The organism is Kitasatospora albolonga (assembly GCA_002082585.1).
In the GTDB taxonomy this organism is placed as follows: Bacteria; Actinomycetota; Actinomycetes; order Streptomycetales; family Streptomycetaceae; genus Streptomyces; species Streptomyces stephensoniae.
In genome coordinates this window covers 2,083,553-2,110,085 of record CP020563.1, presented here as the reverse complement: position 1 = coordinate 2,110,085, position 26,533 = coordinate 2,083,553, and the positions used below count along the sequence as shown (strand labels likewise).

Below are 26,533 nucleotides of genomic sequence, written 5' to 3'. Positions count from 1 at the left end.
GCTCGGTGCCCAGGCCCGGCCGTCCGGCGGACCGCGACCCATGTGAACCGTGCGTTGTGTACAGGTCCGCTCGTCGGTGACGGTCCTGCCGCTCACTCTAGCGTCGGCGTGACACGTTTCGATGCAAGGTCGTTATCTACCACAACCCCTGAATAGTGGGCTTTCCTCTTCCTGCCCTCTTGTGGCACTGGACATGGGACGTTAACTTTCCCGACACCTGGCCCGGGCGAACTGGTGCCAGCTTGTATGAACAAGTGGCCCTCACGCTTCGCTTCTGGGAGACCTACCGTGCGCAGAGCCCGACCCCGCCCCCGTATCCGCGCCAACAGCCGTGCCGTCGCCGCCCTCGCCCTCTCCACCGCGGCCCTCACCGCCCTCACCGCCTGTGGTGCCGCGCCCGAGGAGAAGGCCGAGACCGGGGCGAAGGGCGTGAAGTTCACCGAGGCCACCTCGGCCGCCGACTTCGGCGGGTTCGACGAGCTGGTCGCCGCCGCCGAGAAGGAGGGCGAGCTCAACGTGATCGCCCTGCCGCCGGACTGGGCGAACTACGGCGAGATCATCAAGAGCTTCCAGGCCAAGTACAAGATCAAGATCAAGAGCGAGACCCCCGACGCCTCCAGCTCCGACGAGATAGCCGCCGTCAAGTCCCGCAAGGGCCAGAAGCGCGCCCCCGACGTCCTCGACCTCGGCATCGCCTTCGCCCGCAGCGGTGCCGCCGAGAACCTCTTCGCCCCGTACAAGGTCACCGCCTGGGACAAGATCCCCGACAGCCAGAAGGACGCGGACGGCCGCTGGTACAACGACTACGGCGGGTACGTCTCCATCGGCTGCGACGCCGCCCGTATCAAGAACTGCCCCGAGACCTTCGCCGACCTGCTGAAGCCCGAGTACAAGGGCAAGGTCGCCCTCAACGGCAACCCGACCAAGTCCGGCTCGGCCTTCGGCGGCGTCTACGCGGCGGCCCTCGCCAACAAGGGCTCCTTCGGGGACATCCAGCCCGGCATCGACTTCTTCGGCAAGCTGAAGAAGAGCGGCAACTTCATCCCCGTCGAGTCCACCCCGGCGACCGTCGAGAAGGGCGAGACGCCCATCAGCATCGACTGGGACTACCTGAACGCCGGGTACGCCGACCAGTTCAAGGGCAAGGGCGTCGACTGGAAGGTCTCCGTACCGAAGGACGGCGTCTACGCCCAGTTCTACTCGCAGGCCATCAACAAGGACGCCCCGCACCCGGCCGCCGCCCGGCTGTGGATGGAGTACCTGTACAGCACCGAGGGCCAGAACCTCTGGCTCAAGGGGTACGCCCGCCCGGTGCTGCTGCCCGCCATGACCGAGGACGGGACGGTCGACAAGACCTTCGTCGCCAAGCTCCCCGCCGTCGAGGGCACGCCGACGTTCCCCTCCTCCGAGGAGCTCGACAAGGCCAACACCACGCTCTCCGAGAACTGGGACAAGGCCGTCTCCTGATGACCCCTTCCCACCCGACCGCCGCCCCGGGACCCGGGGCGGCGCCTGTGAAGGCCGGCGGCCGCACGCGCCGCCGCCGGCCGCCCCGCGCCTGGCTCGGCGCGCTCCCGCTGCTCGTCTTCGCCGGGCTCTGCTTCGGACTGCCCGCCGGTGCCCTGCTGTACGGGGCCGTCACCCGTACCGACCCGGCCTCCGGCACCACCGAGCTCACCGGCGAACACCTCCAGCGCTCGCTCCAGGGCCCCTACCTCACCTCCCTCACCGGGAGCGTCGAGCTCTCCGCGCTGACCGCCGCCATCGCCACCGTGTTCGGCGTGCTGATCGCCCAGGCCGTCGTCACCTCCCGGCGCGGCGCGCTGCGCGGGGCCGTGCTCACCGCCTCCGGGGTGCTCGCCAACTTCGGCGGCATCCCGCTGGCCTTCGCCTTCGTCGCCACCCTCGGTATCTCCGGTGTGGTCACGCAGATCGGCCACCTGGACGCGCTCGGCTGGAACCTCTACTCCTTCACCGGACTCACCGTCATCTACCTCTACTTCCTCATCCCGCTCATGGTGATCGTCGTCGTCCCCGCGCTGGACGGACTGCGCCCCCAGTGGCGCGAGGCCGCCCGCAACAACGGCGCCACCGCCTGGCAGTACTGGCGCCACGTCGGACTGCCGGTGCTCGCGCCCTCGCTGCTCGGCGGGTTCGTCCTCCTCTTCGGCAGCGCCTTCGCCGCGCACGCCACGGCCGCCGCCCTCGTCGGCGGCTCCGTCCCGCTGGTCACCCTGAAGATCGCCGACGCCCTCTCCGGGAACGTCCTGGTCGGCCAGGAGAACGTGGCCCTGGCGCTGAGCCTCGACATGATCGTGATCGCCGGACTGGTGATGGCGGTCTATCTGCCCCTCCAGCGACGGAGCTCCCGATGGCTGCACTGACGACCACTGCGCGCCCTGAGGCCGCCGCCCCGGTGAAGGCGCCCCGCCGCACGCGCCCGCGCTACTGGCGCGGGGCCGTCCTGGCCGTCGCCGGGCTCTACTTCATCACCCCGCTGCTCTCCTCGTTCGTCTTCACGGTCCACGTACCGAACCAGGGCCTCACCTTCGAGGCGTACAGCGGCATCCTGTCGGCCGACGGCTTCACCGAGAGCCTCTTTCTCTCGCTCTCCCTCGCCGCCGCCACCATCGCGCTCGCCCTGCTGCTCGTCGTCCCCGCGCTCGTCGCGGTGCGGCTCGGGCCGCCCCGGCTGCGGGCCGTCGTGGAGATCGTCTGCATGATGCCGCTGGTGGTGCCGCCGATCGCCCTGGTCACCGGGATCGCCACCGTGCTGCGCTGGGGGCCCGACCACTTCTCGCGCACCCCGCTCTACCAGACCTTCCTGGCCGTGCAGAACGAGTCGTTCCCGGTGGTGCTGGTCCTCGCCTACACCGTGCTGGCGCTGCCGTTCGTGCACCGCTCGCTGGACGCGGGGCTGCGCGCCGTCGACGTGCCCACGCTGGTGGAGGCGGCCCGGAACTGCGGGGCGAGCCGGTTGCAGGTGATCGTGAGCGTCATCCTGCCCAACCTGCGCTCCTCGCTCGCCGGGGCCTCCTTCCTCACCCTGGCGCTGGTGCTCGGTGAGTACACCGTCGCCTCGCTGTTGGGCTTCCGGCCCTTCGCGGTGTGGATCGTCTCCGTCTCCGGCGCCGAGGCCCGGATGTCGGTCGCGGTCTCGCTGCTCTCGCTCCTCATCACCTGGGCCCTGCTGCTCATCCTCTCGCGCGCCGGAACCGGGCCCTCCGCCCCGGCCTCCGCAGGAGCGATTCCCGCCGGAGCCGCTGGAGCCGCCGCGATTCCCGCCGCAGCCTCCGCGACCCCGGCCGTCGGAGCCTCCGCGCTTCCGGCCGCCACCACCCCGGCCGCCGCCCCCATCCCCGTACCCGGCAAGGAGTAGCCACCCATGTCAGCCCTGCCCACCGCCGCCCCACGTCCCGAGCCGGCCGAAGCCGCCGCGCCAGGGGGACGGGACGTCACCGGAGCCCGGGTGGAGTTCCGCTCCCTGCGCCGGGCGTTCGGCCCCACCGTCGCCCTCGACGGCCTCGACCTCACCGCCGAACCCGGCGAGCTCCTCGCCCTCCTCGGCCCCTCCGGCTGCGGCAAGACCACCGCGCTGCGGGTCCTTGCCGGGTTCGAGCAGCCCGACTCCGGCGAGGTCCTGGTCGACGGCGAGGACATCACCCCCGTCCCCGCCAACCGGCGCGACGCGGGCATGGTCTTCCAGTCCTACAGCCTCTTCCCGCACCTCAACGCCCGCGACAACGTGGCCTTCGGCCCCCGGATGCGCGGCGTCGCCACCGCCGAACGGCACGCCTCCGCCAACGAGCTGCTGGAACTCGTCGGGCTGCCCGCCCACGGCGACCGCTTCCCGCACCAGATGTCCGGCGGCCAGCAGCAGCGCGTCGCCCTGGCCCGCGCCCTCGCCCTGCGCCCCCGGGTCCTGCTCCTGGACGAGCCGCTCTCGGCACTCGATGCCAAGGTCCGGCTCACCCTCCGCGAGGAGATCCGCCGCCTCCAGCTGGCGCTGGGGATCACCACGATCTTCGTCACCCACGACCAGGAGGAGGCGCTCTCCATGGCCGACCGGGTCGCCGTCCTCAACGCGGGCCGTCTGGAGCAGTGTGCGCCCCCGGCCGAGCTGTACGAGCGCCCCGCCACCCCGTTCGTCGCGGAGTTCGTCGGCACCATGAACCGGGTGCCCGGGCAGCTGACCGGCGACGGTTCGGTGGCCGTCGCGGGCGCCTCGCTGCCGGTCGACGGTGACGTTCCCGCGGGCCGGGGCGCGGTCGACGTCCTCATCCGGCCCGAGAGCATCGGCGTCACCGCCGACCCGGAGGGCACCGCCACGGTCGTCTCCGCCTCCTTCCTCGGCTCGGTCACCCGGGTCCTGCTCGACCTTCCGGACGGCGTCGCGGTCAAGGCCGACCTCGCCTCCCGGGACGCCACCGAGCTGGCTCCCGGCGTACGGGCCCGGGTCACCCCGGTCCGCCGTCCGGTGCTCGTCGTGCCCGTACGGGAGACGACGGCGCCGGAAGCGGCGGCCTCCGACGAGAAGGTGGACGCGTGAAGACCCCCGCAGCCCCCGCCGCCGTCCTCTTCGACATGGACGGCACCCTCGTCGACACCGAGGTGCTCTGGTGGGAGACGGCCCGCGAGGTCGCGGCCGGGCTCGGCCACCGGCTGACCGACGCGGACGCTCCCGAGGTCGTCGGCCGGGCCGTCGCCGACACCGCCGCTCATCTGATCGAGGTCACGGGCGGCGACTCCTCGGCCCTTCCCGGCACCGCCGCCGACGACCGGGCCGCCGCGCTGGCGCGCACCGCCGCCGAGCTGACCGACTCCTTCTTCCGGAAGGTCGACGCGGGCGCCCCGCTGCGCCCCGGCGCTGCCGCCCTGCTGGCCTCGCTGGAGGGCGCCGGAGTGCCGTTCGCCCTGGTCAGCGCCTCGCCGCGCAGTGTGGTGGACGCGGTGGTGGCCGGATCGCTGGCCGGGGTGGACTTCGCCTTCACGCTGTCGGCCGACGACACCGTACGGACCAAGCCGCATCCGGACCCCTACCGGGCGGCGGCCGAGCGGTTCGCGGCGGAGCCCTCGGCGTGCGTGGCGGTGGAGGACTCCCCGGACGGCACCGCCTCCGCCGACGCGGCGGGGTGCGCGGTGCTGGTGGTCCCGTCGCTGCTGCCGGTGGCCCCCGGGCGGGGGCGGACGTTCGCCCGTAGCCTGGAAGAGGTGGACCTCGGGGTGCTGAGCGACTGCCTGAGGCGTCCGAATCCTGAAATCCAGGGTCCGAAACCAGCGTGATTCACGCCACCCTTGATCGGGGGTCCGCTCAGATGAGCGGATTGGCGGTGGCTGCACTTCTGGAAGACCTGGCACTCAGTGCCACGTAACAGCCTTCGAGAAGTGCACTCAGGTGCGAAGGGGTCTGCTCAGATGAGAGCCCAGGGTCAAGAAATGGCCATGCTGCCTTCAAGAGCTGAACGGAAGATCGCACTCCGGGTGCCGGAGCGAATCTTTAGATCTGCTGGCGGACGGGTGGTTGCGGCCGTATGACGATCAAGTGGACGTACCCATACGCCTTCGATCTGGGTATGTTCCTCGCCGTCAGGGCAGCCACCGCGTCCTCGAGGAGTCGAGACCCGTGTCGGAAAACAAAGATCCTCAGAAGTTCGTCTACGACTTCACCGAGGGCAACAAGGATCTGAAGGATCTTCTGGGCGGCAAGGGTGCCAACCTCGCCGAGATGACCAACCTCGGTCTTCCCGTCCCTCCGGGCTTCACGATCACCACCGAGGCGTGCAAGGTCTACCTGGAGAGCGGGCAGGCGCCGAAGGCCCTCCGCGACGAGGTGAGTGCGCACCTCGCCGCGCTGGAGGAGCGGATGGGCAAGAAGCTCGGCCAGGCGGACGACCCGCTGCTGGTCTCCGTCCGCTCCGGCGCCAAGTTCTCCATGCCCGGCATGATGGACACGGTCCTCAACATCGGCCTCTCCGACGCCTCGGTGGCCGGCCTCGCCACCCAGTCCGGCGACGAGCGCTTCGCCTGGGACTCCTACCGGCGCCTCATCCAGATGTTCGGCAAGACCGTGCTGGGCGTCGACGGCGACCTCTTCGAAGAGGCCCTGGAGGACGCCAAGGCGGCCAAGAAGGTCACGGTCGACACCGACCTGGCCGCGGCCGACCTGAAGAAGCTCGTCAAGCAGTTCAAGAAGATCGTCCAGGACCAGGCCGGACGCGAGTTCCCGCAGGACGCGCGGGAGCAGATGGACCTGGCCATAAACGCGGTCTTCGACTCGTGGAACACCGACCGCGCCAAGCTCTACCGCCGCCAGGAGCGCATCCCCGGCGACCTCGGCACAGCGGTCAACGTCTGTTCCATGGTCTTCGGCAACCTCGGCCCCGACTCCGGTACGGGCGTCGCCTTCACCCGCGACCCGGCCAGCGGCCACCAGGGCGTCTACGGCGACTACCTCCAGAACGCGCAGGGCGAGGACGTCGTCGCCGGTATCCGCAACACGGTGCCGCTCGCCGATCTGGAGTCGATCGACAAGAAGTCGTACGACCAGCTCATGGGCATCATGGAGACGCTGGAGAACCACTACAAGGATCTCTGCGACATCGAGTTCACCATCGAGCGCGGCCAGCTCTGGATGCTCCAGACCCGGGTCGGCAAGCGCACCGCCGGTGCCGCCTTCCGGATCGCCACCCAGCTCGTGGACCAGGGGCTGATCGACGAGGCCGAGGCCCTCCAGCGCGTCAACGGCGCCCAGCTCGCGCAGCTGATGTTCCCGCGCTTCGACGACGAGGCGAAGACCGAGCTGCTCGGCCGGGGCATCGCCGCATCGCCGGGTGCCGCCGTCGGCAAGGCCGTCTTCGACTCGTACACCGCGATCAAGTGGTCCCGCTCCGGCGAGAAGGTCATCCTCATCCGCCGCGAGACCAACCCCGACGACCTCGAAGGCATGATCGCCGCCGAGGGCATCCTGACCTCGCGCGGCGGCAAGACCTCGCACGCGGCGGTCGTGGCGCGCGGCATGGGCAAGACCTGTGTCTGCGGCGCCGAGGACCTGGAGGTCGACACCAAGCGCCGCCGGATGACGGTCGGCGGCAAGGTGATCGAGGAGGGCGACCTCGTCTCCATCGACGGCTCCACCGGCAAGGTCTACCTGGGCGAGGTACCCGTCGTACCCTCCCCGGTCGTCGAGTACTTCGAGGGCCGGATGCACGCGGGCGCCGACGACGCCGACGAGCTGGTCGCCGCCGTGCACCGGATCATGGCGTACGCGGACCGGGTCCGCCGACTGCGGGTGCGGGCCAACGCGGACAACGCCGAGGACGCCCTGCGGGCCCGCCGCTTCGGCGCCCAGGGCATCGGGCTGTGCCGCACCGAGCACATGTTCCTCGGTGAGCGCCGCGAGATGGTCGAGAAGCTGATCCTGGCGGACACCGACGACGAGCGCGAGAGCGCGCTGGCCGCCCTCCTGCCGCTCCAGAAGGCCGACTTCATCGAGCTGTTCGAGTCGATGGACGGGCTGCCCGTCACCGTACGGCTGCTCGACCCGCCGCTCCACGAGTTCCTGCCCGACATCACCGAGCTCTCGGTGCGCGTCGCGCTCGCGGAGTCCCGCAAGGACGCCAACGAGAACGACCTGCGCCTCCTCCAGGCCGTGCACAAGCTGCACGAGCAGAACCCGATGCTGGGTCTGCGCGGGGTGCGCCTCGGGCTCGTCATCCCCGGTCTCTTCGCCATGCAGGTACGGGCCATCGCTGAGGCCGCCGCCCACCGCAAGAACGCCAAGGGCGACCCGCGCGCCGAGATCATGATCCCGCTCGTCGGCACGGTCCAGGAGCTGGAGATCGTCCGCGAGGAGGCCGACCAGGTCATCGCCGAGGTCCAGGCGGCCACCGGCACCGACCTCAAGCTCACCATCGGCACCATGATCGAGCTGCCGCGCGCCGCGCTCACGGCGGCTCAGATCGCCGAGGCCGCCCAGTTCTTCTCGTTCGGCACCAACGACCTGACCCAGACGGTGTGGGGCTTCTCCCGCGACGACGTGGAGGCGTCGTTCTTCACCGCGTACCTGGAGAAGGGCATCTTCGGGGTCTCCCCGTTCGAGACGATCGACAAGGACGGCGTCGGATCGCTGGTGCGCAGCGCCGCCGAGGCCGGCCGGGCCACCCGCCCGGACCTCAAGCTCGGCGTCTGCGGCGAGCACGGCGGTGACCCGGAGTCGGTGCACTTCTTCCACGAGGTGGGCCTCGACTACGTCTCCTGCTCGCCGTTCCGTATCCCGGTGGCGCGTCTGGAGGCGGGCCGGGCGGCGGCCGGAGCGCGGGCCAGCGACAGCCGCTGACCCCGGTCCGGCCGACAGCCGCCGACCCGAGTCCGATTGACCAACTCCGGGGATTCATAAGGGAATTGGGCCGAGTCCCTCATCGGTCCCGCACCCTGTTCCGAACCCCGGAAACCGAGAAGCGGCGGCACCCTGTGCGGGGGTGCCGCCGCTTCGTCCTGCCTGCGGGATATGCGCCGCGCATCGGCCCGATGTGTCGCCCGTCACTTCGGGCGGCGGAATCAGCGCTACCGGTCTGTTCCGGTGTGCGGAATGCGGACAACGGATGTGTCGTAGCGCACATTGCTTCGTTTAATGCGCAAAGAAATGCGGGTGGCCTTCCGGTGGACCGGAGCGGGGACCGGGGTGCGGTCCATGGATCCCCACCCATGGACCGCACCCGGCTTACCCCCGTCGGGTACGGAGCCGCACCGTCGCCCACCGCCGCCGAACACACAAAGCCCCCCACGGCCTTCACGTGCTCATCCGGTGGGCACCGGATGCGTACCCGACGCCGTACAGCTTTTCGGGTGAAGCGGAACGGGGCGAGACGTTTCACTTCTGGCCGAAACCCCGTGGTGACCTCCTGTGACGGCCCGCATACCCTTTGGTGGGGGCAATTGCGGATGCAACAGGTGGGGGAGCGGTGCTGCGGATTCATGTGTCCAGGCTGGACCTTTCGCGGGTGCGGATGGCCACGAGGCCGGACGCGATGTGGGAAACGATTCTCAGCTTTCACCGGCTGAGGGACCGGCGGGCTTCCACGGTCTTCGGGAAATGGCGGACAGAAACGCGGGCTCGGTTGAATGGTGAAGCACAACTGCTGGCGGCGGTCGTCCCGCCCCGCGGCTATTTCCCGGATTTCCTGACGCCCTCGCAGGAAGGCGCCGAGCCTTTCGGGCTGGACGTCGGGATGGAGGCCCTGCGCGACACCCCCGCCGACCGCATCCGCCGCGAGCTGAACCTGATGGAGGCGGGACGGCGGCGGCAGCGGGGCGGGCGGCCCTCCGCACGGTCCGACGCGGGCGCCGGGCGGATCACGGCCGCGCTGCCCGCCGCGCTCTCCGAGGGCCGCGCCGAACCCCTCGGCCGGCTGATCAGCGCCCTGCGCGGCTACCACGACGCCGCCGTCGAGCCGTACTGGCCGCACATCCGGGCCGCCATCGAGGCCGACCGGGCCGTCCGGGGCCGCGCGCTCCTGGACGGCGGGGCCGAGGGGCTGCTGGCGGCGCTGCCGCCGATGATCCGGTGGCGCGAGCCCGTGCTGGAGGCGGACTACCCCGTCGACCGCGATCTGTATCTCGACGGGCGCGGGCTGCTGCTCCAGCCCTCGTTCTTCTGCCGGGGCACCCCCGTCGTCTACCGCGACCCGGCGCTCCCGCCCGTGCTCGTCTACCCGGTGACCCACCCCGGCGCCCCGGAGTTCGCGGAGCCCGGCCCCTGGCTCGGCCGGCTCGTCGGCCACACCCGCTCCGCCGTCCTCCAGTCCATAGGCGACGGCTGCACGACGAGCGAACTGGCCCGCCGGGCCGGGGTCTCCCTCGCCTCGGCGAGCCAGCACGCCTCCGTCCTGCGCGAGGCGGGCCTCGTCCTCACCCTGCGCCACGGCAGCTCGGTGCTCCACACGCTGACCCCGCTGGGCGGCTCCCTGCTCCGGGGCGGGGCACCGATGGCGCTGTCCTGAGCGGGCGCCGGGAAGGCCGTGAGCGGGCCCCGGAGAACCCGTGAAATCCGTTCGCCGTACGCCGATGAGTTCCGGGCGGCCCCGCCGTCTACCCCTTCGACAGCGCCGGACGGACCCACCGAGGCGCACGACGGAACGCGGAAGAGGCAACGACCATGGCTCAGATGATCTTCGTGAACCTGCCGGTGAAGGACCTGGAGGTCTCGAAGGGCTTCTTCGAGAAGCTCGGCTACTCCATCAACCCGCAGTTCACCGACGACAAGGCCGCGTGTGTGGTCATCAGCGACACGATCTTCGCCATGCTGCTCACGGAGCCGCGCTTCAAGGACTTCACCAAGAAGGACATCGCGGACGCGTCGGGGACGACCGAGGTCATCCTCGCCCTGAGCGCCGACAGCCGCGAGAAGGTCGACGAACTCGCCGACGCGGCGCTGGCGGCAGGCGGGTCCCCGGCGAACGAGCCGCAGGACCTGGGCTTCATGTACGGCCGCTCGTTCCAGGACCCCGACCACCACATCTGGGAGGTCATCTGGATGGACCCGGCCGCCACCATGGGCGAGAGCTGAGCTGCGGGCTGTGCGCCGGGGCCTCGCGAGGACGGCCCCGGCGCACGCGGGTGCGGCACGGCTGCCGCCGCCGCCTCATCCCGTACGCGGGGCGTCAGCTGCGGAACGGCCCCGTCACCTCGTACGTGATGCCGCCGGACGAACTCCCGCTGGTGCCGCGCTGCGAGGAGAAGTACAGCCGCTTGCCGTCCGGCGAGAACGCGGGCCCGGTGATCTCCGAGCCCGACTGGCCGGTGATCCGCAGGAACGGGGCCACCGTGTCGTTCGGCGTGATCAGGCAGATCTCCATGTTCCCGCCGTCCTCCGCCACGTAGAGGTCGCCGGAGCCGGCCCGGGTGACGTTGTCGACGCCGGTCAGCGGGGCCGCCCCGCCCGTCACCAGCGAGTCGTCGTACGTCAGCGAGATCGACGAGGTGGTCGCGTCGTACGCCCACACCCGGTTGTCGCCCTTGGTGGTGAACCAGCAGGTGCCCGCCGCGTAGAAGCAGCCCTCGCCGCCGTTGAAGACCTTGGCGCTGGAGACCTGGTGGCGGGTCTGGGTGGAGGAGGCGGCCGGGTCCGGGACGTCGGCCCAGGTCACCGGCCCCGAGGTGCCCGTACCCGCGACCAGCACCTGGAGCGTGCCGCTCGACAGGTTGCCCCAGGTGGCGGGCCGGAAGCGGTAGAAGCGGCCGTCGCTCTCGTCCTCGGTGAGGTAGATGTACCCGTGGTCGGGGTCGGCCGCCGCCGCCTCGTGCTTGAACCGGCCGAGCGCGGGCCGCCGCACGGACGCGTTCACGCCCCACGGGTCGGTCTCGTAGACGTACCCCCGGGTGACCTCCTCGCAGGAGAGCCAGGTGTTCCACGGGGTCGAGCCGCCCGCGCAGTTGTTGTTCGTGCCGGACAGGACGCGGTACGCGGAGGTCACCGTCCCCGAGGAGTTGAACCGCACCGCGCTCGCCCCGCCGCCGCTGCCGGAGGAGACCTCGGCGTTGGAGACGTAGATCCAGCCCGAGCCGTCGGCGTAGGTCGCCCCGCCGTCGGGGGCGCTGTGCCACCGGTAGGAGGTGCCCGCCACGGTCTGCCCCGACCGGGCGATGACGCGGCTGGTGAAGCCGCTGGGCAGCTGGATGCCGTTGCCGTTGGCCGCCTGGAGCGGGCCGTACGGGCCGGGGGCCGGCTGGGCGGGTGCGGCGGAGGCGGCGCCCCGCCACAGGGTGCCGCCGAAGGCCGCCGCCGAGGTGCCGACCACCGCCGTGCGCAAGAAGGTCCGACGTTCCACGATTCACTCCACGGATGAGTGAGGGCCCGCCGCTCCGGACGGACCGGCGGGTCGCGCGTCAGGACTGTAAGGGCAACTGGTTGACGTGCTCCCAACAAGCGGTGAACGGGGGAGGACCGGGTCCGGGCGTTCGCTTCGCCCGTACGGGCCGGTCCGGGCGTCACTCCACCCGCACGGGATAGACCGGCACCGAGACCTCCTCGTCGTCCAGGCAGACCCCCGTGGCCAGGTCGAAGCGCTGTTTCAGCAGCGGCGAGGCCACGAACGGCCGCCCGCCCGCCGAGCCGAGCAGCCCGCGCGAGAGGACGTACGCCCCGGTGAACGGGTCCCGGTTGCCGATCGCGTGCACCGCCCCGGACCGGTCCATGAACAGGGCGGCCTGCCCGCCGTCCGGCAGCAGCACCGCGACCCCGCGCCCGGGGGTCAGCAGGGCCGGGTCGCAGACCGTGAACCGGCCTTCCGTATGGGCGATCCGCACCACCGTGCGGGCGTCCCGGGATGTCCGCGCGGTATCAACGGTGGCCATCAGGACACGGTCCCTTCGAGGGTGCGGACGGCGAGCACGGGTCCGGCGAGCAGCTCCAGATCGGGCTTGATCTGATCTCGCTCGGGGACGAACCGCACCGAGGGGTCGGGCACATCGGGGGCGTTCACGAAGGTCACGAACCGCCGCAGCCGCTCGGGGTCGTTGATGGTCTCGGCCCACTCGTCGCGGTAGCCGGTCACATGGTCGGCCATCAGCCTCTCCAGCTCCTCGCAGAGCCCCAGCGAGTCATGGACGACGACATCCCGTACGTGCTCCAGGCCGCCGTCGATCCGCTCCAGCCAGGCGGAGGTGCGCTCCAGGCGGTCCGCCGTACGGATGTAGAACATCAGGAACCGGTCGACGAGCCGCACCAGTCCGTCGTCCGAGAGGTCCTGCGCCAGCAGGTCCGCGTGGCGCGGGGTGGCCCCGCCGTTGCCGCCCACGTACAGGTTCCAGCCCTGGGCGGTGGCGATGATCCCGAAGTCCTTGCCCCGGGCCTCCGCGCACTCCCGGGCGCAGCCGGAGACCGCCGACTTCAGCTTGTGCGGGGCGCGCAGCCCCCGGTAGCGCAGCTCCAGGTCGATCGCCATCCGTACGGAGTCCTGCACGCCGTAGCGGCACCAGGTCTGCCCCACACAGGACTTGACCGTACGGAGCGACTTCCCGTACGCGTGCCCGGACTCGAACCCCGCGTCGACCAGCCGGGTCCAGATGAGCGGAAGTTGGTCGACGCGGGCGCCGAAGAGATCGATGCGCTGACCGCCGGTGATCTTCGTGTAGAGGCCGAAGTCGCGGGCCACCTCGCCGATCACGATGAGCTTGTCCGGTGTGATCTCGCCGCCGGGGATGCGGGGCACGACCGAATAGGAGCCGTTGCGCTGGAGGTTGGCGAGGAAGTGGTCGTTGGTGTCCTGGAGGGCGGCCTGTTCCCCGTCCAGGACGTAACCGCTGGCGCCGACGGTCGGGGCGAGCGAGGCGATGACCGAGCCGATGGCCGGCTTGCAGACCTCGCAGCCGTTCCCGCCGCGCGCCTCCTCGCGGCCGTGCGAGTCGAGGAGGGCGGTGAACGAGGTGGTGCCCAGGGTCCGGACGATCTCGTACAACTCGCTGCGGCTGTAGGGGAAGCAGCCGCACAGCCCGGTGTCCTGGCTCTGCGGCAGCAGCTGCCCGATCACCTTCACGCAACTGCCGCAGCCCGTCCCCGCCCGGGTGCACTTCTTCACCTCGGGCAGGGTGGTGTGCTCGCAGATCGCGCCCTTGGTCACGTTGTGGCAGGAGCAGACGACGGCGTCGTCCGGCAGCGCGGACGGCCCCAGCGCCACCGGCCCGCCCGCCCCGGCGGGCAGCACCAACTGCTCGGGCGCGACGGGCAGGACGCTCCCCGTCATCGGCCGCAGGGTGCCGTAGCTCTCCGCGTCCCCGACCAGCACCCCGCCCAGCAGGGTGCCGTCCGCGCCGATCACCAGCTTCTTGTAGACCCCGGAGCGGGAGTCGGCGTACACGACGTCCAGCGCGCCTTCCGCCGCCCCGTGCGCGTCCCCGAACGAGGCCACGTCCACACCGAGCAGCTTCAGCTTGGTCGACATGTCGGCCCCGGTGAACCCGGCCGCCCCGCCGCCGAGCACCTCGGCCACGGTCTCCGCCATCTCGTAGCCGGGCGCCACCAGCCCGTAGACCCGCCCGTCGGAGGCGAGCGCGCACTCGCCGATCGCGAACACGGCCGGGTCGGAGGTCCGGCACTCCGCGTCGACGGCGATCCCGCCGCGCTCCCCGACCACCAGCCCGCAGTCACGGGCCAGTTGGTCGCGCGGCCGGACACCCGCCGAGAACACCACCAGATCCGTGGCCAGGGACGACCCGTCCGAGAGGGCCATCCCGTTCACCGCCCCGTCCGCCCCGGCGGTGACCTCCCGCGTCCCCACCCCCGTATGGACGGTCAGTCCCATCCCCTCGATCGTCCGCAGCAGCGCCGCGCCCCCGCCCTCGTCCACCTGCACCGGCATCAGCCGGGGCGCGAACTCCACGACATGGGTGCGCAGTCCGAGCCCCTTGAGCGCCCCCGCCGCCTCCAGCCCGAGCAGCCCGCCCCCGACCACGGCCCCGGTCTCCGCCCCCTTCGCGTACTCCTCGATCGCGAGCAGGTCCTCGATCGTCCGGTACACGAAACAGCCCCGGGAGTCCTTCCCCGGCACGGGCGGAACGAAGGGGTACGAGCCCGTCGCCAGCACCAGCGTGTCGTACGGGAACACCGCCCCGGACCGCGCGGTCACCGTCCGGGCCTCGCGGTCGACGCTCCCGGCCGGATCGCCGACGCACAGCTCGAAGCCGTGCTGCTCCATGAACCCCGGCTCCACGAGGGAGAGTTCCCCGGGGGAGCGCCCGGCGAAGTACGAGGTGAGCCGCACCCGGTCGTAGGCGGGCCGGGGCTCCTCGCAGAGCACGACGACCCGGGCGCGCCCGGCGGCCGGGGTCAGCCCGCGCGCGGCCAGGGACTCCAGGAACCGCTGGCCGACCATGCCGTGCCCGACGAGGACGACGGTGGGTACGGAGCCGTCGGCCACGGCGGGAGCGGGCACGCCGTCCGCCGTGGCGTTCGGGATGGTGGGTTCCGGCATCTCAGTGGCCTCCGTCGTCGGTGAGCAGGTGGAGCAGGGACATGGCGGGCGGCAGCGGTTCGTCGTCCTGCCAGGTGCGGGCGAGGCCGCCGACCGCGCCGAGGTCGCCCAGGAGCACCCCGCCGGCCAGCCGCCCGTCGCGGACGACGACCGTGCGGTACGCGCCCCGGGTGGCATCGGCCAGCCGGACCACGTCGTCACCGGGGAGCGGACGGGGCTCACCGAAGGCGGCGAGGTCGAGCGCTTCGGGGCCCTTGGTGCCCGTGGTGCCCTTGGTGCCTTCGGCTTTTCCGGCGCGCAGGGAGAGCCGGGTCAGGGCCCGGGTCCCCTCGTACCGTCCGGGCCGCCCGGCCAGTACCTCGGCCAGCACGTCGGCCTGTTCCAGCGCGGGCCCGGCGAGCCCGTAGAGCGTGGAGCGGTGCTCGGCGCAGTCGCCGAGGGCGTGGATGTACGGGTCGGAGGTGCGCAGCTCGTCGTCGACCACGATCCCCTTGCGGACCTCCAGACCGGCGGCCCGGGCCAGCCCGGTCCGGGGCCGTACGCCGCAGGCCAGCACGGTGAGGTCGGCGGCGAGTTCATAGCCGTCGGCGAGCTGGACGGCCCGTACGGACTCTCCGGTCGCCAGGGTCGTGCGGCGCAGCCCCCGCACCCGGCACTCGGTGTGCACCTCCACCCCGAGCGCTTCGAGGTGGCCGCGGAGCAGGGCGGCGGCCTCCGGGTCGAGCTGGCGCTCCATGAGGTGCTCGCCCTGCTGGGCCAGCACCACCTGCGCGCCGCACTCCGCGAGCGCCCGCGCCGCCGACACCCCGAGGAGCCCGCCGCCGATGACGACCGCCCGCACCCCCGGCCGTACGGCGGCACGCAGGGCGAGGGCGTCGTCGAGCGTACGGAAGGGGTGCACCCCCTCCGGCAGGGTGGGGCCGAGCCCGCGCAGCGGCGGGAGCACCGGGTTCGAGCCGGTGGCCAGGACGAGGCGCCCGTAGCGCAGGACGCCGCCGTCGTCGCAGTGGACGAGCCGGTCGGCCCGGTCGATCCGGACGGCCCGCACCCCGCGCCGCACCTCGGCGGACGGCAGGGCGATGACGTCCGGGGCGTACCGCCCGGCCAGCACATCGGCCAGCAGCACCCGGTTGTAGGGGGCGTGCCGTTCCTCGCCGACGACGGTGGCCCCGGGGACCCGCGTGGCAAGCCGGGCCCCGGCCATCCCGGCGCCGATCACCACGACGGGCGCGTCGGCGCTCTCCCTCGTCTTCCTCATGGGGAAGAGCGTGGACGGCGGGTGTTACCCGGCCGCATCCCGCCGGTTTCCCGGACGGAACCGTGCGCTCAGCGCGGGCCGGTGCCCCCTGTGAGTTCCCGCCCCGAGGGCCCCCTTAGTGTCGACGCCATGCCCGACATCACCCTCACCACCCTGATCCTCCTCTGCCTGGCCGCGGCCGCCGCGGGCTGGATCGACGCGGTGGTGGGCGGCGGCGGGCTGCTGCTCCTGCCCGCGCTGCTGCTCGGCCTGCCGAACGTACCGGCGGCCCATGTCCTCGGTACCAACAAGGCCGTCGCGATCGTCGGCACCTCGGGCGCCGCGATCACCTATGTACGGAGAGCCCCGGTACGGGTGGGGCTGGCGGTACGGGTGGGGCTGATGGCGCTCGCCGGGTCGATGGCCGGGGCGTTCTTTGCCGCTGGGATCAGCAGCGAGGTGCTGCGCCCGGTGATCATGGTGGCGCTGCTCGGGGTCGCGGCCTTCGTGCTGCTGCGCCCGTCGTTCGGCACGGCGGTGGCGGGCGACGCCGACGCCCGGCCGGTGACCCGGGCCCGGATCGTCACGGCGGTCGTGCTGGTCGGCGGCGGGATCGGCTTCTACGACGGCCTGTTCGGCCCGGGCACCGGCACCTTCCTCGTGCTGGCCCTGACCGCCGTGCTCCACCTGGACCTGGTGACGGCCTCCGCCACCGCGAAGATCGTCAACGTGTGTACGAACGCGGGGGCGCTGGCCATGTTCGCGTACCAGGGCACGGTCCTGTGGCAACTGGCCGCCCTGATGGCCGTCTTCAACCTGGCGGGCGCGATGGCGGGGGCCCGGATGGCGCTGAGCCGGGGGAGCGGTTTCGTCCGGGCGGTGCTGCTGACGGTGGTGTTCTCGCTGGTGGCGAAGCTGGGCTACGACCAGTGGACGGCGTAGGGGACCGGGGGAGGCTCAGCGCACATCGGTGAGATGGGCGTAGGCCACCACATTGCCCTGGTAGCCGGTCTCCTTGGAGAACCCGCCGCCGCAGGTGATCAGGCGCAGTGACGCGTGCGGGGAGTCGCCGTAGACGCGCTGGTCGGGGAAGTCCTTGTTGTCGTACACCTCGATGGCGTCGATCGAGAAGATCGCGGTACGCCCGTCCTCGCGGACGACTTCGACCCGGGTTCCCTTGGTGAGGGCGCCGAGGGCGTAGAAGACGGAGGGCCCCTCGGCGTTGTCGACATGCCCGGCGACGATAGCGGTGCCCTTGGCGCCGGGCGGCACCCCGTCGGCGTACCAGCCCGCGAGGTTGCGGTCCTCGTCCGGCGGTACGTCGAGGCTGCCGTCGGCCCCGAGCCCCAGCCGCATCATCGGCGCGTCGACGTCGATGCTCGGGATGCGGATGCGTACGGGGTCGGAGGGGTGCAGCGGCTCGGCGACCGGGGAGCCCGGCTGGAGCTGGGGCCCGGCGGCGAATGCCTGGGCGCTGGAGGGCTGCGGCGGGATCAGCTGCTCGCCGGAGCCGTTCTGGATGAGCCAGATGCCGCACAGTACGGCGATGCCCACCAGCCAGCCCCTGGCCTTCTGCGCGCTCTGGGACACGTCGTCGTCCTCGTAAGCCGTGGGTCGGGGACGGGCCGGACACGCTCGGGGACGTGTCCGGCCCGGTCGGTGCGGGGCCGTGGCCGGGGCCCTTGGGGCCCGGTCCTTCCGGCCCCGGGCCTCAGCTGCCCTCGGGGGATTCGGTCCGGCGGCGCAGCAGCCACAGACCGCCGACGGCCGCCATGCCGATCACGCCGACGCCGAGGGCGACCTGTGTGGAGTTCGGCTCGACGCTGCCGCCGACCCCGGTCCGGACGTGGCCGGACGGGCGGTCGTGGTCGGGCTTGTGCTTGCCGCCGCCGATCACCTTGAGGTCGCCGACGGCGTCCTTGCCGTTGTCGCAGGAGACGATGACCTCGTAGACGCCGGGCCGGGTGTCGTGCGGCACGGTGAACTGGCCGACCAGCACTTCCTTGTGCGTACCACGCCGGACCTCGAAGTCCCCGGCGTCCAGGGAGTTCGCGTCACCGACGCCCGAGCCCTTGGGGCCGCAGGCGGTGGTGTTCACGGTGACCTTGGCGCCGGGGGGAGCGGTCGCCGGGGTGATCTCCAGCCGGCCGAAGCTGTCCGCGTACGCGGACGGGGCGGCGGTGAGACCGAGCGCTATGACGGCGACCGCGGCAGAGGCGGTACCGGTCATGAGGCGGGCAGGACTGCGCATGGGGTTCCTCCGGGCAGACGGCGCGAGCGGTGGTGTCCTGTCCCTGACCTAACGGCCGCCCGCGGCCCCCTGCCTTCTGACGCCAGGTCAGCTTTCACCCGTACGGACCGGCGCGGCACCCTTGCCGACGGAGATCGCCGCAGGTCACGGCGGTGCGGCTGGGCCGTTCGGTCCGTGCTGCCGCCCCGGGTGCCGATCGGGTGAGGGGTTCGCGGCGGGTGTGACCTACGTCACATGCATGCGCTCCCGGGTCCCGGGCACACGCAAGACACCCCCCACGGGACGGATTCACCGCCCCCCACGGCACCCGCCCCCACCCGGCCTGTCCCCCCTGGGCCCGGTGGGGGCGGTGTCGGCTCTCCGGGGTCACTCACCGCCCGTGGCGCTCCACGAGATCAGCGGCGGACGCACCCGCCCGCACAGTGGCTGCCCCTTGGCATCGGTCAGTTCCAGCCGTCCGGTGAGATGCCCGGAGCGCGCGGAGGCTTCGAGCACTTCGGGGTCGATATCGCTGAACATCAGCTTGGCGCGCCGGAACATGGAGAAGAGGCCGGAGCCGTCCACCGTGCCCCACGACAGATAGACGAACCGACCGCCCAGTCGGTTCTGGATGTACGGCCCCGAGACGACGACCCCGTCCTCGGTCGCCCTGGCCGCGCACTCCAGGGTCCAGGACGCGGAAGGGGCGTCCCCGGGGTGCAGGCCGAGCAGTTCGCCGGGCCGGTCCTTGCGCTGGACGCCGACATGGATGTTCTCGAACCCGGGAAAGTCGGAGTCCGGCCCGCAGGCGCGGCCGGGAAGCGCTGATGCCTCGATATGGATCTGCATGCCCCCATGGTCCGCCACGGCGGAGCCGGGCAGGGGCGCCCGGGCTCCCCCCTCAGATGCTGTCCGCCGCCACGTTCCCGTAAGCCGACTCCAGCCGCCCCATCAGCGCCTCCGCCTCCCCGTCGACCGCGAACTCGACATCATCGATCCGCCGCACGGGCGCCATGCCCTGGGAGTTGCAGATGAACGCGCTCCGGTACTGCCCCACCCCGTCCAGCGTCACCGCCCGCCGCACCGACGGCACCCCGGCCGCCGCGAGACCGCGCCCCAGCAGCGCCATGGTGACGCCGACGAGGGCGGGGGCGTCCGGCCACACGACCGAAGTCCCGTCCCAGAAACCGATGTTGGTGACGGCCCCCTCGGTCACCACCCCGCCCGGCGCGGTCAGCAGGGCCTCGTCGAACCCGGCTCGCGCGGCCAGCATCCCGTAGTACGTCTGCCCGAACTCGCCCGGCCGCTTGATGTGCGCCACGGCACGGGCGTACGGCACCGACATCAGGCTCCGGGCCCCCGGCGCCATGGTGGCGGCCTCGCGCACGGTGACCATGACCCGCGTACGCCCCTCCCCGGGCGGCAGAAACCCCTGCACCCGCACGGAGGCGTCCCGCAGCCCGGCCCCGTCCAGCGCGTGCCGGATCAGCTCCCTCACCCGCCCCCCGCCCAGGGGCAGCTGGAACAGCTCCTGGTTCGCCTCCGCCAGCCGGTCGAGATGCAGCCCGAGCCCCCGCACCCGCCGGTCCCTCACCTGCATGGCGGTGAAGTGCCCGAACCCGAAGAGGGCGGGGACGCGGAGGTCGTCGGCGGTGGCGGGGCGGCCGTCCATCTCGACATGGACATGGGGGAGGGGCGGAGGATTCGTCATACGGCCACCGTAGGCAGGGGCGGCGGCCGGTGGAGGTCCGCCCGCCCCTCGCACCGTTGTGCCGCGCCGTCGGCCGCCTGCTCCGACCCCAGGTCAGGAAGCCATGGCCTCAGGCCAGGAAGCCATGCGCGGCATGAGCGGCCCAGAAGCCGGCCAGCCCGCCCGCGATGTTCACCACGAGGAACGCGATGTTCTGCGGGAGGGACAGGCTCCGGGAGGACGGATCGACGCCCAGGGCCGACAGCCGCTCGGGGCGCATGAGCCAGAACGCTCCCCTCACGCCGGTCGTCCGGGCTGTCCAGACCACGACGGCGACGGCCGCCGCCCCGCACAGGGCCGCTCCGGTCAGGCTCCGGAACCCGAGGTCCGCACCTCGCAGCACGTGGAACAGTGCGACGACCGGCACGCTGAACAGCACGACCCTGAACCACTCGTGGCCTCGCCGCTCGGGACGGTACACCTCGGAGTTGCAGACACTGGTCGCCACCATGAGGAGCGGTGTGGCGAAGACGAGGACGGCGATTCTCCAGCCCGTCCCGGGCGCGCACCCCGGACCGCCGTACCGCGCCCCGCACAGGCCATCGGCGAGGAGGGCCTCCAGCGAGAACCACCAGAAGAAGGCCAGCCAGGCGAAAACGGCGGTGAGCAGCGCCATCGCTGCGTAGGACGAGACCGCAGGGCTCGTTGTCCTGCTCGCCGACGACACCATGCAAGCCCTCCCCCGAAGACGCCACGAGGGCATCACGCTACAGGCCCCTTCCGCGACTTTCCCGGGCGACTTGACCTCAACCAAGCTTGAGGCTCAATGCTCGGCGCCATGGACACCGCATCCGCACCCACCACGCCCCCCGTCCCCCTCAAGGTCGCCGTCATCCTCGGCAGCAACCGGGAAGGCCGCTTCGGGCCGGTCGTCGCCGACTGGTTCCTCGGCCGGGCCGCCCGGTACGACGGGATCGAGACCGAGCTCGTCGATGTCGCCGCCGCCGACCTCCCCACCGCCCTCTCCTTCCGCCCCGCGCCCGAGGACGCGGCCCGGGTCGAGGCGGTCTCGGCGCGGCTGGCGGCGGCCGACGCCTTCGTCGTCGTCACGCCCGAGTACAACCACTCCTTCCCCGCCCCGCTGAAGAACCTCATCGACTGGCACCACGCCGAGTGGCAGGCCAAACCCGTCGCCTTCGTCTCCTACGGCGGCCGGTCCGGCGGGCTGCGGGCCGTCGAGCAGCTCCGGCAGGTCTTCGCCGAACTGCACACCGTCTCCGTCCGCGACACCGTCTCCTTCCCCAACGCGGGCGGCCTCTTCGACGACGAGGGGAAGCACCGCGACCCGGCGGAGGCCGAGGGGGCGGCCAAGGCGCTCCTGGACCAGCTGGTCTGGTGGGGCCACGCCCTCCGCGACGCGCGAAACCGGCATCCGTACGGCGCCTGACCCTCTCCGGGCCGACAATCGGAGCACGGGCAGGGTGCCCGCCGTACCCGAGGAGACCGACGATGACAGCGCCGCCGGCATGGCTGACCGTACTGACCACGACCGACAGCGAGGAGAAGGCCCACGAACTGGCGCAGGGGGCGGTGGAGGCCCGGCTGGCGGCCTGCGCGCAGATCTCCGCACCCGTCACCTCGGTCTACCGGTGGCAGAACGCCATCGAGTCCTCCCAGGAGTGGCAGGTGCTCTTCAAGACGGCGGCCGAGCGGTACGACGAACTGGAGGAGTACCTCCACGAGGCGCACGACTACGACACCCCGGAGATCATCGCCGTCCCCGTCGTCCGGGGCAGCGCCCGCTACCTCGGCTGGGTCTCGGCGGAGACGGCCCCCGCAGCCGCCCTGTGACGGCGGCCATGAGCACCCTGGACCCCGGCTCCCCGCCCACCGACGAGCTGCCGTTCTTCGTCTACGGGACGCTGCTCCCCGGCGAACCCAACCACGACCTGTTCCTCCGGGGGCGTACGGCGGGGGAGCGGGCCGCCGTCCTGCCCCGGGCCCTGCTGTACGACGGCCCCGGCTACCCGTACGCCATCGACGGCCACGGCCGGGTCCACGGCACCCTGCTCACCGCCGCGCCCGGGGTGTACGGGGAACTGCTCGGGCTCCTGGACCATCTGGAGGAGTACCTCGGGCCCGGCCACCCGCGCAATCTGTACGAGCGCGTCGTCCGGGAGGTCGAGCTGCCGGGGGAGGAGCCTCCGGGGGAGGAGCCTCCGGTGACCCGCGCCTGGGTCTATCTCGCCGCTGCCGCCGTCACCCGCTCCCTCCGCACCGGCGGCAGCGTCATCGCCGAGGGGCGGTGGATCACCCGGCGGCCTCCAGGCGGACCGCGCACACCTTGAACTCCGGCATCCGCGACACCGGGTCAAGCGCCGGGTTGGTCAGCGTGTTGGCCCTCCCCTCACCCGGCCAGTGGAACGGCATGAACACCGTGTCCGCCCGGATCACCCCGGTGATCCGGGCGGGTGCCACCGCCCGCCCGCGCCGGGACGTCACGGCGACGAGGTCGCCCTCCGCCACCCCGATCCGCTCCGCCAGGCGTGGGTGCAGCTCCACGAAGGGGTCCGGGGCCGCCGCGTTCAGCTCGTCCACCCGGCGGGTCTGGGCCCCCGACTGGTACTGCGCCACCACCCGTCCCGTCGTCAGCACCACCGGGTACTCCCGGTCCGTCTCCTCGGCCGCCGCCCGGTGCACCACCGGTACGAAGGAGGCCCGGCCGTCCGCCGTCGCGAACCGGTCCAGGAAGAGCCGGGGCGTCCCTGGGTGGTCCGGGTCCGGGCAGGGCCAGAACACCCCGTCCTCCGCCGCGATCCGCTCGTAGGTGATGCCCGCGTAGTCCGCCGCACCGCCCGCCGAGGCGCGCCGCAACTCGTCGAAGACCTCCGCCGGGTCGGCCGGGAACCCCTTGCCGTGGCCCAGCAGCCCGGCCAGGGCGTGCAGCACCTCCAGGTCGCTGCGCACCCCCCCCGGCGGGTCGAGCGCCCGCCGCCGCAGCAGCACCCGGCCCTCCAGACTGGTGGTCGTCCCGCTCTCCTCCGCCCACTGGGTCACCGGCAGCACCACATCCGCCAGGGCCGCCGTCTCGGAGAGGACGACATCCGCCACCGCCAGGAAGTCCAGGGAGGCCAGGCGGCGTTCGATGTGCGAGGCGTGCGGGGCGGAGACCACCGGGTTGGAGCCCATCACCAGCAGCGCCCGCACGTCCCGGCCCAGCGCGTCCAGCAGCTCGTACGCGCTCCGCCCCGGCCCCGGCAGACCGTCCGGGTCCACGCCCCACACCTCCGCGACATGGCGGCGGGCCGCCGGGTCGGTCAGCTTGCGGTAGCCGGGCAGCTGGTCGGCCTTCTGGCCGTGCTCCCGGCCGCCCTGCCCGTTGCCCTGCCCGGTCAGGCACCCGTACCCGGAGAGCGGTCGCCCCGCCCGCCCGGTGGCCAGGCAGAAGTTGATCCACGCGCCCACCGTGTCCGTGCCCTTGGCCTGCTGCTCGGGCCCGCGTGCCGTCAGCACCATCCCGCTCTCCGCCCCGCAGAACAGCTCCACCGCCTTCCGCAGCCGCGCCACCTCCACCCCGCAGATCCGCTCCACCAGCTCCGGCCAGTGCGCCATCGCCCCGGCCCGCGCCTCCTCCCACCCCCGCGTACGGGTCCGTACGAACTCCTCGTCCACCCGCCCCTCCGCCACCACCAGATGCAGCATCCCGAGCGCCAGGGCCAGATCGGTGCCGGGGCGGGGCGCCAGATGCAGGTCCGCCTGCTCGGCGGTGCGGGTGCGGCGCGGGTCGATCACGATCAGCCGGCCCCCGTTCGCCCGCAGCTCCGTCAGATACCGCAGCGCGGGCGGCATCGTCTCGGCCAGGTTCGACCCGACCAGGATCACGCACCCGGTACGCGGGATGTCCTCCAGCGGGAACGGCAGCCCCCGGTCGAGCCCGAACGCCCGCTGATGCGCCGCCGACGCCGAGGACATGCAGAACCGGCCGTTGTAGTCGATCTGCGAGGTGGCGAGGACGACCCGGGCGAACTTACCCAGCGCGTACGCCTTCTCGTTGGTCAGCCCCCCTCCGCCGAACACCCCCACCGCGTCCGCCCCGTGGACCGCCCGCACCCCGCCCAGCCCCTCGGCGATCCGCCCGAGCGCCTCGTCCCAGCCCGCCTCCTCCAGCTCACCGCCGGGCCGCCGCCGTACCAGCGGGGCCGTCAGCCGGACCCCCCGGCGCAGCACGGCGGGGGCGGTCCTTCCCTTGCCGCACAACGCGCCCCGGTTGACCGGGAACCCGGTGCGCTCCACCACCTCGGCCACCTCCGGGCCCGCCACCGGACGCAGGGCCATCCCGCACTGGAGGGCGCAGTAGGGGCAGTGGGTGGGGGTGAGGGCGGGCGTATCGGTACCGGTCATGGGGCCCAGCCTGCGAGAGCGGTATTACGGGGACGGGGGCACCCGGTTACGCCACCGGAACGCCCACCTCAGCCCACCACCCGCACCCCTGTGAGGCCCGGGTGCCTGCTCCCCGCTCCCGCAGGCGGCGGACCGCTCCTCGTAGCCGCCGGACGCTCCTCGTAGCCGCCGCGCCCGCTCCCCGCAGGCCGGGGTGGAGCCGGGCTCACGGTGTCGCCGCGGCCAGCGCCTCCGCCACGCCCGCCTCCTGGGGGCCCAGGAAGTGCGGGTCGGGCCGGAGCACGGCGTCCAGGGCCGCCTTCCCCGACGCGGCCAGCTCCCGGGCCCCGCCGTAGAACCAGGTGGAGTCCCTCGGCTCCTCGACCCCGACCCCGTACGCGTCGATCCCCGCGGAGCGGCACAGTGTGGTCGCCCGGTGGATGTGGAAGCCCTGGCTCACCAGCACCGCCCGGTCGACCCCGAATATCTTCTTGGCCCGCACGCAGGAGTCCCAGCTGTCGAACCCGGCGTAGTCGCTGACGATCCGGTCGTCCGGCACCCCGCGCTCGGTGAGATACGTGCGCATCGCGTCCGGCTCGTCGTACTCCTCCCGGCTGTTGTCCCCGGTGACCAGGACGACCCGCACCTTCCCCGCCCGGTACAGCTCGGCCGCCGCGTCAAGGCGGTGCGCCAGATACGGGGTCGGCCGGCCCTTCCACAGCCCGGCGCCGAACACCATGGCGACCTCCCGCACCGGGGCGTCCGCCGTGGTCCCCACCCGCGATTCGGCGCCCACCCGCATCCAGGTCGCGGGCAGCAGCGCCAGCACACAGAGCGCCATCAGGCCCTGTACGGCGAGCCGCTGACCCCGGCGGGAGCGCGGCAGCCGCAGCCACCGCCCCTGCCCCTGCCCCTTCGCGCCGGTCTCCGACGCCTCCTGCGTCCCCCGCGCCCGTCCCGTCCCTCGCATCCCCCGCACGGGAGCCCCCCTCGTTGTCCATGTCGTCGTTCGTACCGTCGTTCGGTCCCACCCCACCTGACGAGCGAAACGCCCGAAAGGTTCGCCGATCGGCAGAAACGGGTGCAGGCCCCCGCCCCGCACACCGGCTGACCCCCCGCCGTGAGCCGACGGAAAACCTCCGTGACCCTCGCGCAACGGCCCGGCAACCTCCGCCCGGCACGATCGGCCCATGCACCGCACCCGGCCCTCCACCGCACCCCGGCTCCCCACCGCCCCAGCCACCCCGCACGACCCAACCGCCCCGCCCACCCTCCTCGTCGTCGCCCACGGCAGCCGCGACCCGCAGGCCCTGCGCACCGTTCTCGCGCTCCTGGACCGGGTCCGTGACCTGCGCCCCGGGCTCGACGTCCGGCTCGGCCACATCGAGCTGAACCGGCCGCTGCTCCCGGACACCCTGGACGGGCTCCGCGGGGCCGACGCCGTCCTCGTACCGCTGCTCCTGGGGCGCGGCCACCACGTCAAGCACGACCTGCCCGCGGCGGCGGCCGGCGCCCCCGGCGTACGGACCCGGATCGCCGCCCCCCTCGGGCCGCACCCCCTGCTGGTGGAGGCGCTGTACGGGCGGCTCGTGGAGGCGGGCTGGGACCCCGCCGACGAGGGGAGCCGCCGCGCCGCCGTGGTCCTCGCCGCCGCCGGGTCCCGCGACCCCGACTCCGCCCAGGACACCCGGCGTACGGCCCGGATGCTCGCCGAACGGCTCGGCGGGGTGCCCGTCGTCCCCGCCTACGCCTCCGCCGCCACCCCCACCGTCCCCGCCGCGCTGCGCGCGCTGGCCGCCCGGGGCCGTCACCGTACGTTCACCGCCTCGTACTTCACCGCGCCCGGCCGCTTCGCGAGCGCCGCCGCCGGGGCCGCGCCCCGTACCGCCGCCGTTCCGCTCGGCGCGCACCCCGCGATGGCCCGGCTGCTCCTGCACCGCTACGACCAGGCACTGTCCGCCACCGCCCCTTCCGGGACAGTGAGGTTGCTCGCTTCCGCCTGACTCCCGGGCCCGCTCACGGCACGTTGT

24 protein-coding genes are annotated in these 26,533 nt (G+C 72.7%); 13 read left to right on the top strand and 11 right to left on the bottom strand.

What is annotated here, in order from left to right; all coding sequences use genetic code 11:
- The first annotated feature begins 288 nt into the window (after window positions 1-288).
- From B7C62_09170 to B7C62_09135, 8 genes are all read left to right on the top strand, one after another.
- Window positions 289-1,467 (top strand): ABC transporter substrate-binding protein, encoded by a 1,179-nt coding sequence (locus B7C62_09170; GenBank protein ARF72422.1) that lies wholly within the window; start codon window positions 289-291, stop codon window positions 1,465-1,467.
- A 47-nt stretch (window positions 1,468-1,514) separates the two neighbouring features.
- On the top strand, window positions 1,515-2,384 hold the full coding sequence (locus tag B7C62_09165) for an ABC transporter permease (GenBank protein ARF72421.1): 870 nt from the start codon (window positions 1,515-1,517) through the stop codon (window positions 2,382-2,384).
- A 32-nt stretch (window positions 2,385-2,416) separates the two neighbouring features.
- Window positions 2,417-3,379: an ABC transporter permease gene (locus B7C62_09160; protein ID ARF77065.1), complete on the top strand. Its 963-nt coding sequence runs from the start codon at window positions 2,417-2,419 to the stop codon at window positions 3,377-3,379.
- 90 nt (window positions 3,380-3,469) lie between these two features.
- Window positions 3,470-4,549: a spermidine/putrescine ABC transporter ATP-binding protein gene (locus tag B7C62_09155; protein ID ARF77064.1), complete on the top strand. Its 1,080-nt coding sequence runs from the start codon at window positions 3,470-3,472 to the stop codon at window positions 4,547-4,549.
- Window positions 4,550-4,584: 35 nt separating this feature from the next.
- The gene (locus tag B7C62_09150; protein ARF77063.1) at window positions 4,585-5,283 is read left to right on the top strand and encodes a hydrolase; all 699 of its coding nucleotides are present in this window, start codon (window positions 4,585-4,587) and stop codon (window positions 5,281-5,283) included.
- Between the two features lie 340 nt (window positions 5,284-5,623).
- Entirely contained in the window at window positions 5,624-8,335 is a 2,712-nt protein-coding gene (locus B7C62_09145) for a pyruvate, phosphate dikinase (protein ARF72420.1), read from the top strand.
- Between the two features lie 625 nt (window positions 8,336-8,960).
- The gene (locus tag B7C62_09140) at window positions 8,961-9,998 is read left to right on the top strand and encodes a transcriptional regulator (GenBank protein ARF72419.1); all 1,038 of its coding nucleotides are present in this window, start codon (window positions 8,961-8,963) and stop codon (window positions 9,996-9,998) included.
- A gap of 155 nt (window positions 9,999-10,153) precedes the next feature.
- A complete protein-coding gene (locus B7C62_09135) occupies window positions 10,154-10,564 on the top strand; it encodes a glyoxalase (GenBank protein ARF72418.1) in 411 nt (136 codons plus the stop codon).
- Between the two features lie 94 nt (window positions 10,565-10,658).
- Here B7C62_09135 and B7C62_09130 read toward each other — a convergent pair whose 3' ends face one another.
- The 4 genes from B7C62_09130 to B7C62_09115 all read right to left on the bottom strand — a co-directional run bounded on the left by B7C62_09130 (window position 10,659) and on the right by B7C62_09115 (window position 16,224).
- The gene (locus B7C62_09130; protein ARF72417.1) at window positions 10,659-11,825 is read right to left on the bottom strand and encodes a translocation protein TolB; all 1,167 of its coding nucleotides are present in this window, start codon (window positions 11,823-11,825) and stop codon (window positions 10,659-10,661) included.
- A gap of 160 nt (window positions 11,826-11,985) precedes the next feature.
- Window positions 11,986-12,351 carry a nitrite reductase (NAD(P)H) small subunit gene (locus B7C62_09125; GenBank protein ID ARF72416.1) on the bottom strand — a complete coding sequence of 122 codons (366 nt, stop codon included), beginning with the start codon at window positions 12,349-12,351 and terminating at the stop codon, window positions 11,986-11,988.
- A complete protein-coding gene (locus B7C62_09120) occupies window positions 12,351-14,966 on the bottom strand; it encodes a nitrite reductase (NAD(P)H) (protein ID ARF72415.1) in 2,616 nt (871 codons plus the stop codon). The genes B7C62_09125 and B7C62_09120 overlap by 1 nt, the downstream gene beginning before the upstream one ends.
- Before the next feature lies 1 nt (window position 14,967).
- On the bottom strand, window positions 14,968-16,224 hold the full coding sequence (locus tag B7C62_09115; GenBank protein ID ARF72414.1) for an FAD-dependent oxidoreductase: 1,257 nt from the start codon (window positions 16,222-16,224) through the stop codon (window positions 14,968-14,970).
- A gap of 129 nt (window positions 16,225-16,353) precedes the next feature.
- On the opposite strand from B7C62_09115, the gene B7C62_09110 reads away from it, so the two are divergent.
- Entirely contained in the window at window positions 16,354-17,145 is a 792-nt protein-coding gene (locus B7C62_09110; protein ARF72413.1) for a hypothetical protein, read from the top strand.
- A gap of 15 nt (window positions 17,146-17,160) precedes the next feature.
- Here B7C62_09110 and B7C62_09105 read toward each other — a convergent pair whose 3' ends face one another.
- From B7C62_09105 to B7C62_09085, 5 genes are all read right to left on the bottom strand, one after another.
- Entirely contained in the window at window positions 17,161-17,793 is a 633-nt protein-coding gene (locus B7C62_09105; GenBank protein ARF72412.1) for a class F sortase, read from the bottom strand.
- Between the two features lie 121 nt (window positions 17,794-17,914).
- Window positions 17,915-18,454, bottom strand: a complete 540-nt coding sequence (locus B7C62_09100; GenBank protein ID ARF72411.1) for a hypothetical protein — start codon at window positions 18,452-18,454, stop codon at window positions 17,915-17,917.
- Between the two features lie 366 nt (window positions 18,455-18,820).
- On the bottom strand, window positions 18,821-19,282 hold the full coding sequence (locus tag B7C62_09095) for a monooxygenase (protein ID ARF72410.1): 462 nt from the start codon (window positions 19,280-19,282) through the stop codon (window positions 18,821-18,823).
- Between the two features lie 52 nt (window positions 19,283-19,334).
- On the bottom strand, window positions 19,335-20,144 hold the full coding sequence (locus B7C62_09090; GenBank protein ARF72409.1) for a class IV aminotransferase: 810 nt from the start codon (window positions 20,142-20,144) through the stop codon (window positions 19,335-19,337).
- A 109-nt stretch (window positions 20,145-20,253) separates the two neighbouring features.
- Window positions 20,254-20,799: a hypothetical protein gene (locus B7C62_09085; protein ID ARF72408.1), complete on the bottom strand. Its 546-nt coding sequence runs from the start codon at window positions 20,797-20,799 to the stop codon at window positions 20,254-20,256.
- Between the two features lie 162 nt (window positions 20,800-20,961).
- Between B7C62_09085 and B7C62_09080 the strand changes: the two genes are divergently transcribed.
- The 3 genes from B7C62_09080 to B7C62_09070 all read left to right on the top strand — a co-directional run bounded on the left by B7C62_09080 (window position 20,962) and on the right by B7C62_09070 (window position 22,471).
- On the top strand, window positions 20,962-21,570 hold the full coding sequence (locus tag B7C62_09080) for an NADPH-dependent FMN reductase (GenBank protein ARF77062.1): 609 nt from the start codon (window positions 20,962-20,964) through the stop codon (window positions 21,568-21,570).
- A 62-nt stretch (window positions 21,571-21,632) separates the two neighbouring features.
- Complete coding sequence (locus B7C62_09075) at window positions 21,633-21,974, top strand: divalent-cation tolerance protein CutA (protein ID ARF72407.1); 342 nt, start codon at window positions 21,633-21,635, stop codon at window positions 21,972-21,974.
- Window positions 21,971-22,471, top strand: coding sequence for a hypothetical protein (locus B7C62_09070; GenBank protein ID ARF72406.1), 501 nt, complete (start codon window positions 21,971-21,973; stop codon window positions 22,469-22,471). Before B7C62_09075 ends, B7C62_09070 begins: the two co-directional genes overlap by 4 nt.
- On the opposite strand, the gene B7C62_09065 is transcribed toward B7C62_09070, so the two are convergent.
- Window positions 22,434-24,524, bottom strand: coding sequence for a nitrite reductase (locus tag B7C62_09065; GenBank protein ID ARF72405.1), 2,091 nt, complete (start codon window positions 24,522-24,524; stop codon window positions 22,434-22,436). The two genes, B7C62_09070 and B7C62_09065, sit on opposite strands and share 38 nt — an antisense overlap.
- 205 nt (window positions 24,525-24,729) lie before the next feature.
- Window positions 24,730-25,539 (bottom strand): hypothetical protein, encoded by an 810-nt coding sequence (locus B7C62_09060; protein ID ARF77061.1) that lies wholly within the window; start codon window positions 25,537-25,539, stop codon window positions 24,730-24,732.
- A 154-nt stretch (window positions 25,540-25,693) separates the two neighbouring features.
- On the opposite strand from B7C62_09060, the gene B7C62_09055 reads away from it, so the two are divergent.
- Window positions 25,694-26,506 (top strand): hypothetical protein, encoded by an 813-nt coding sequence (locus B7C62_09055; GenBank protein ARF72404.1) that lies wholly within the window; start codon window positions 25,694-25,696, stop codon window positions 26,504-26,506.
- Window positions 26,507-26,533 lie beyond the last annotated feature (27 nt).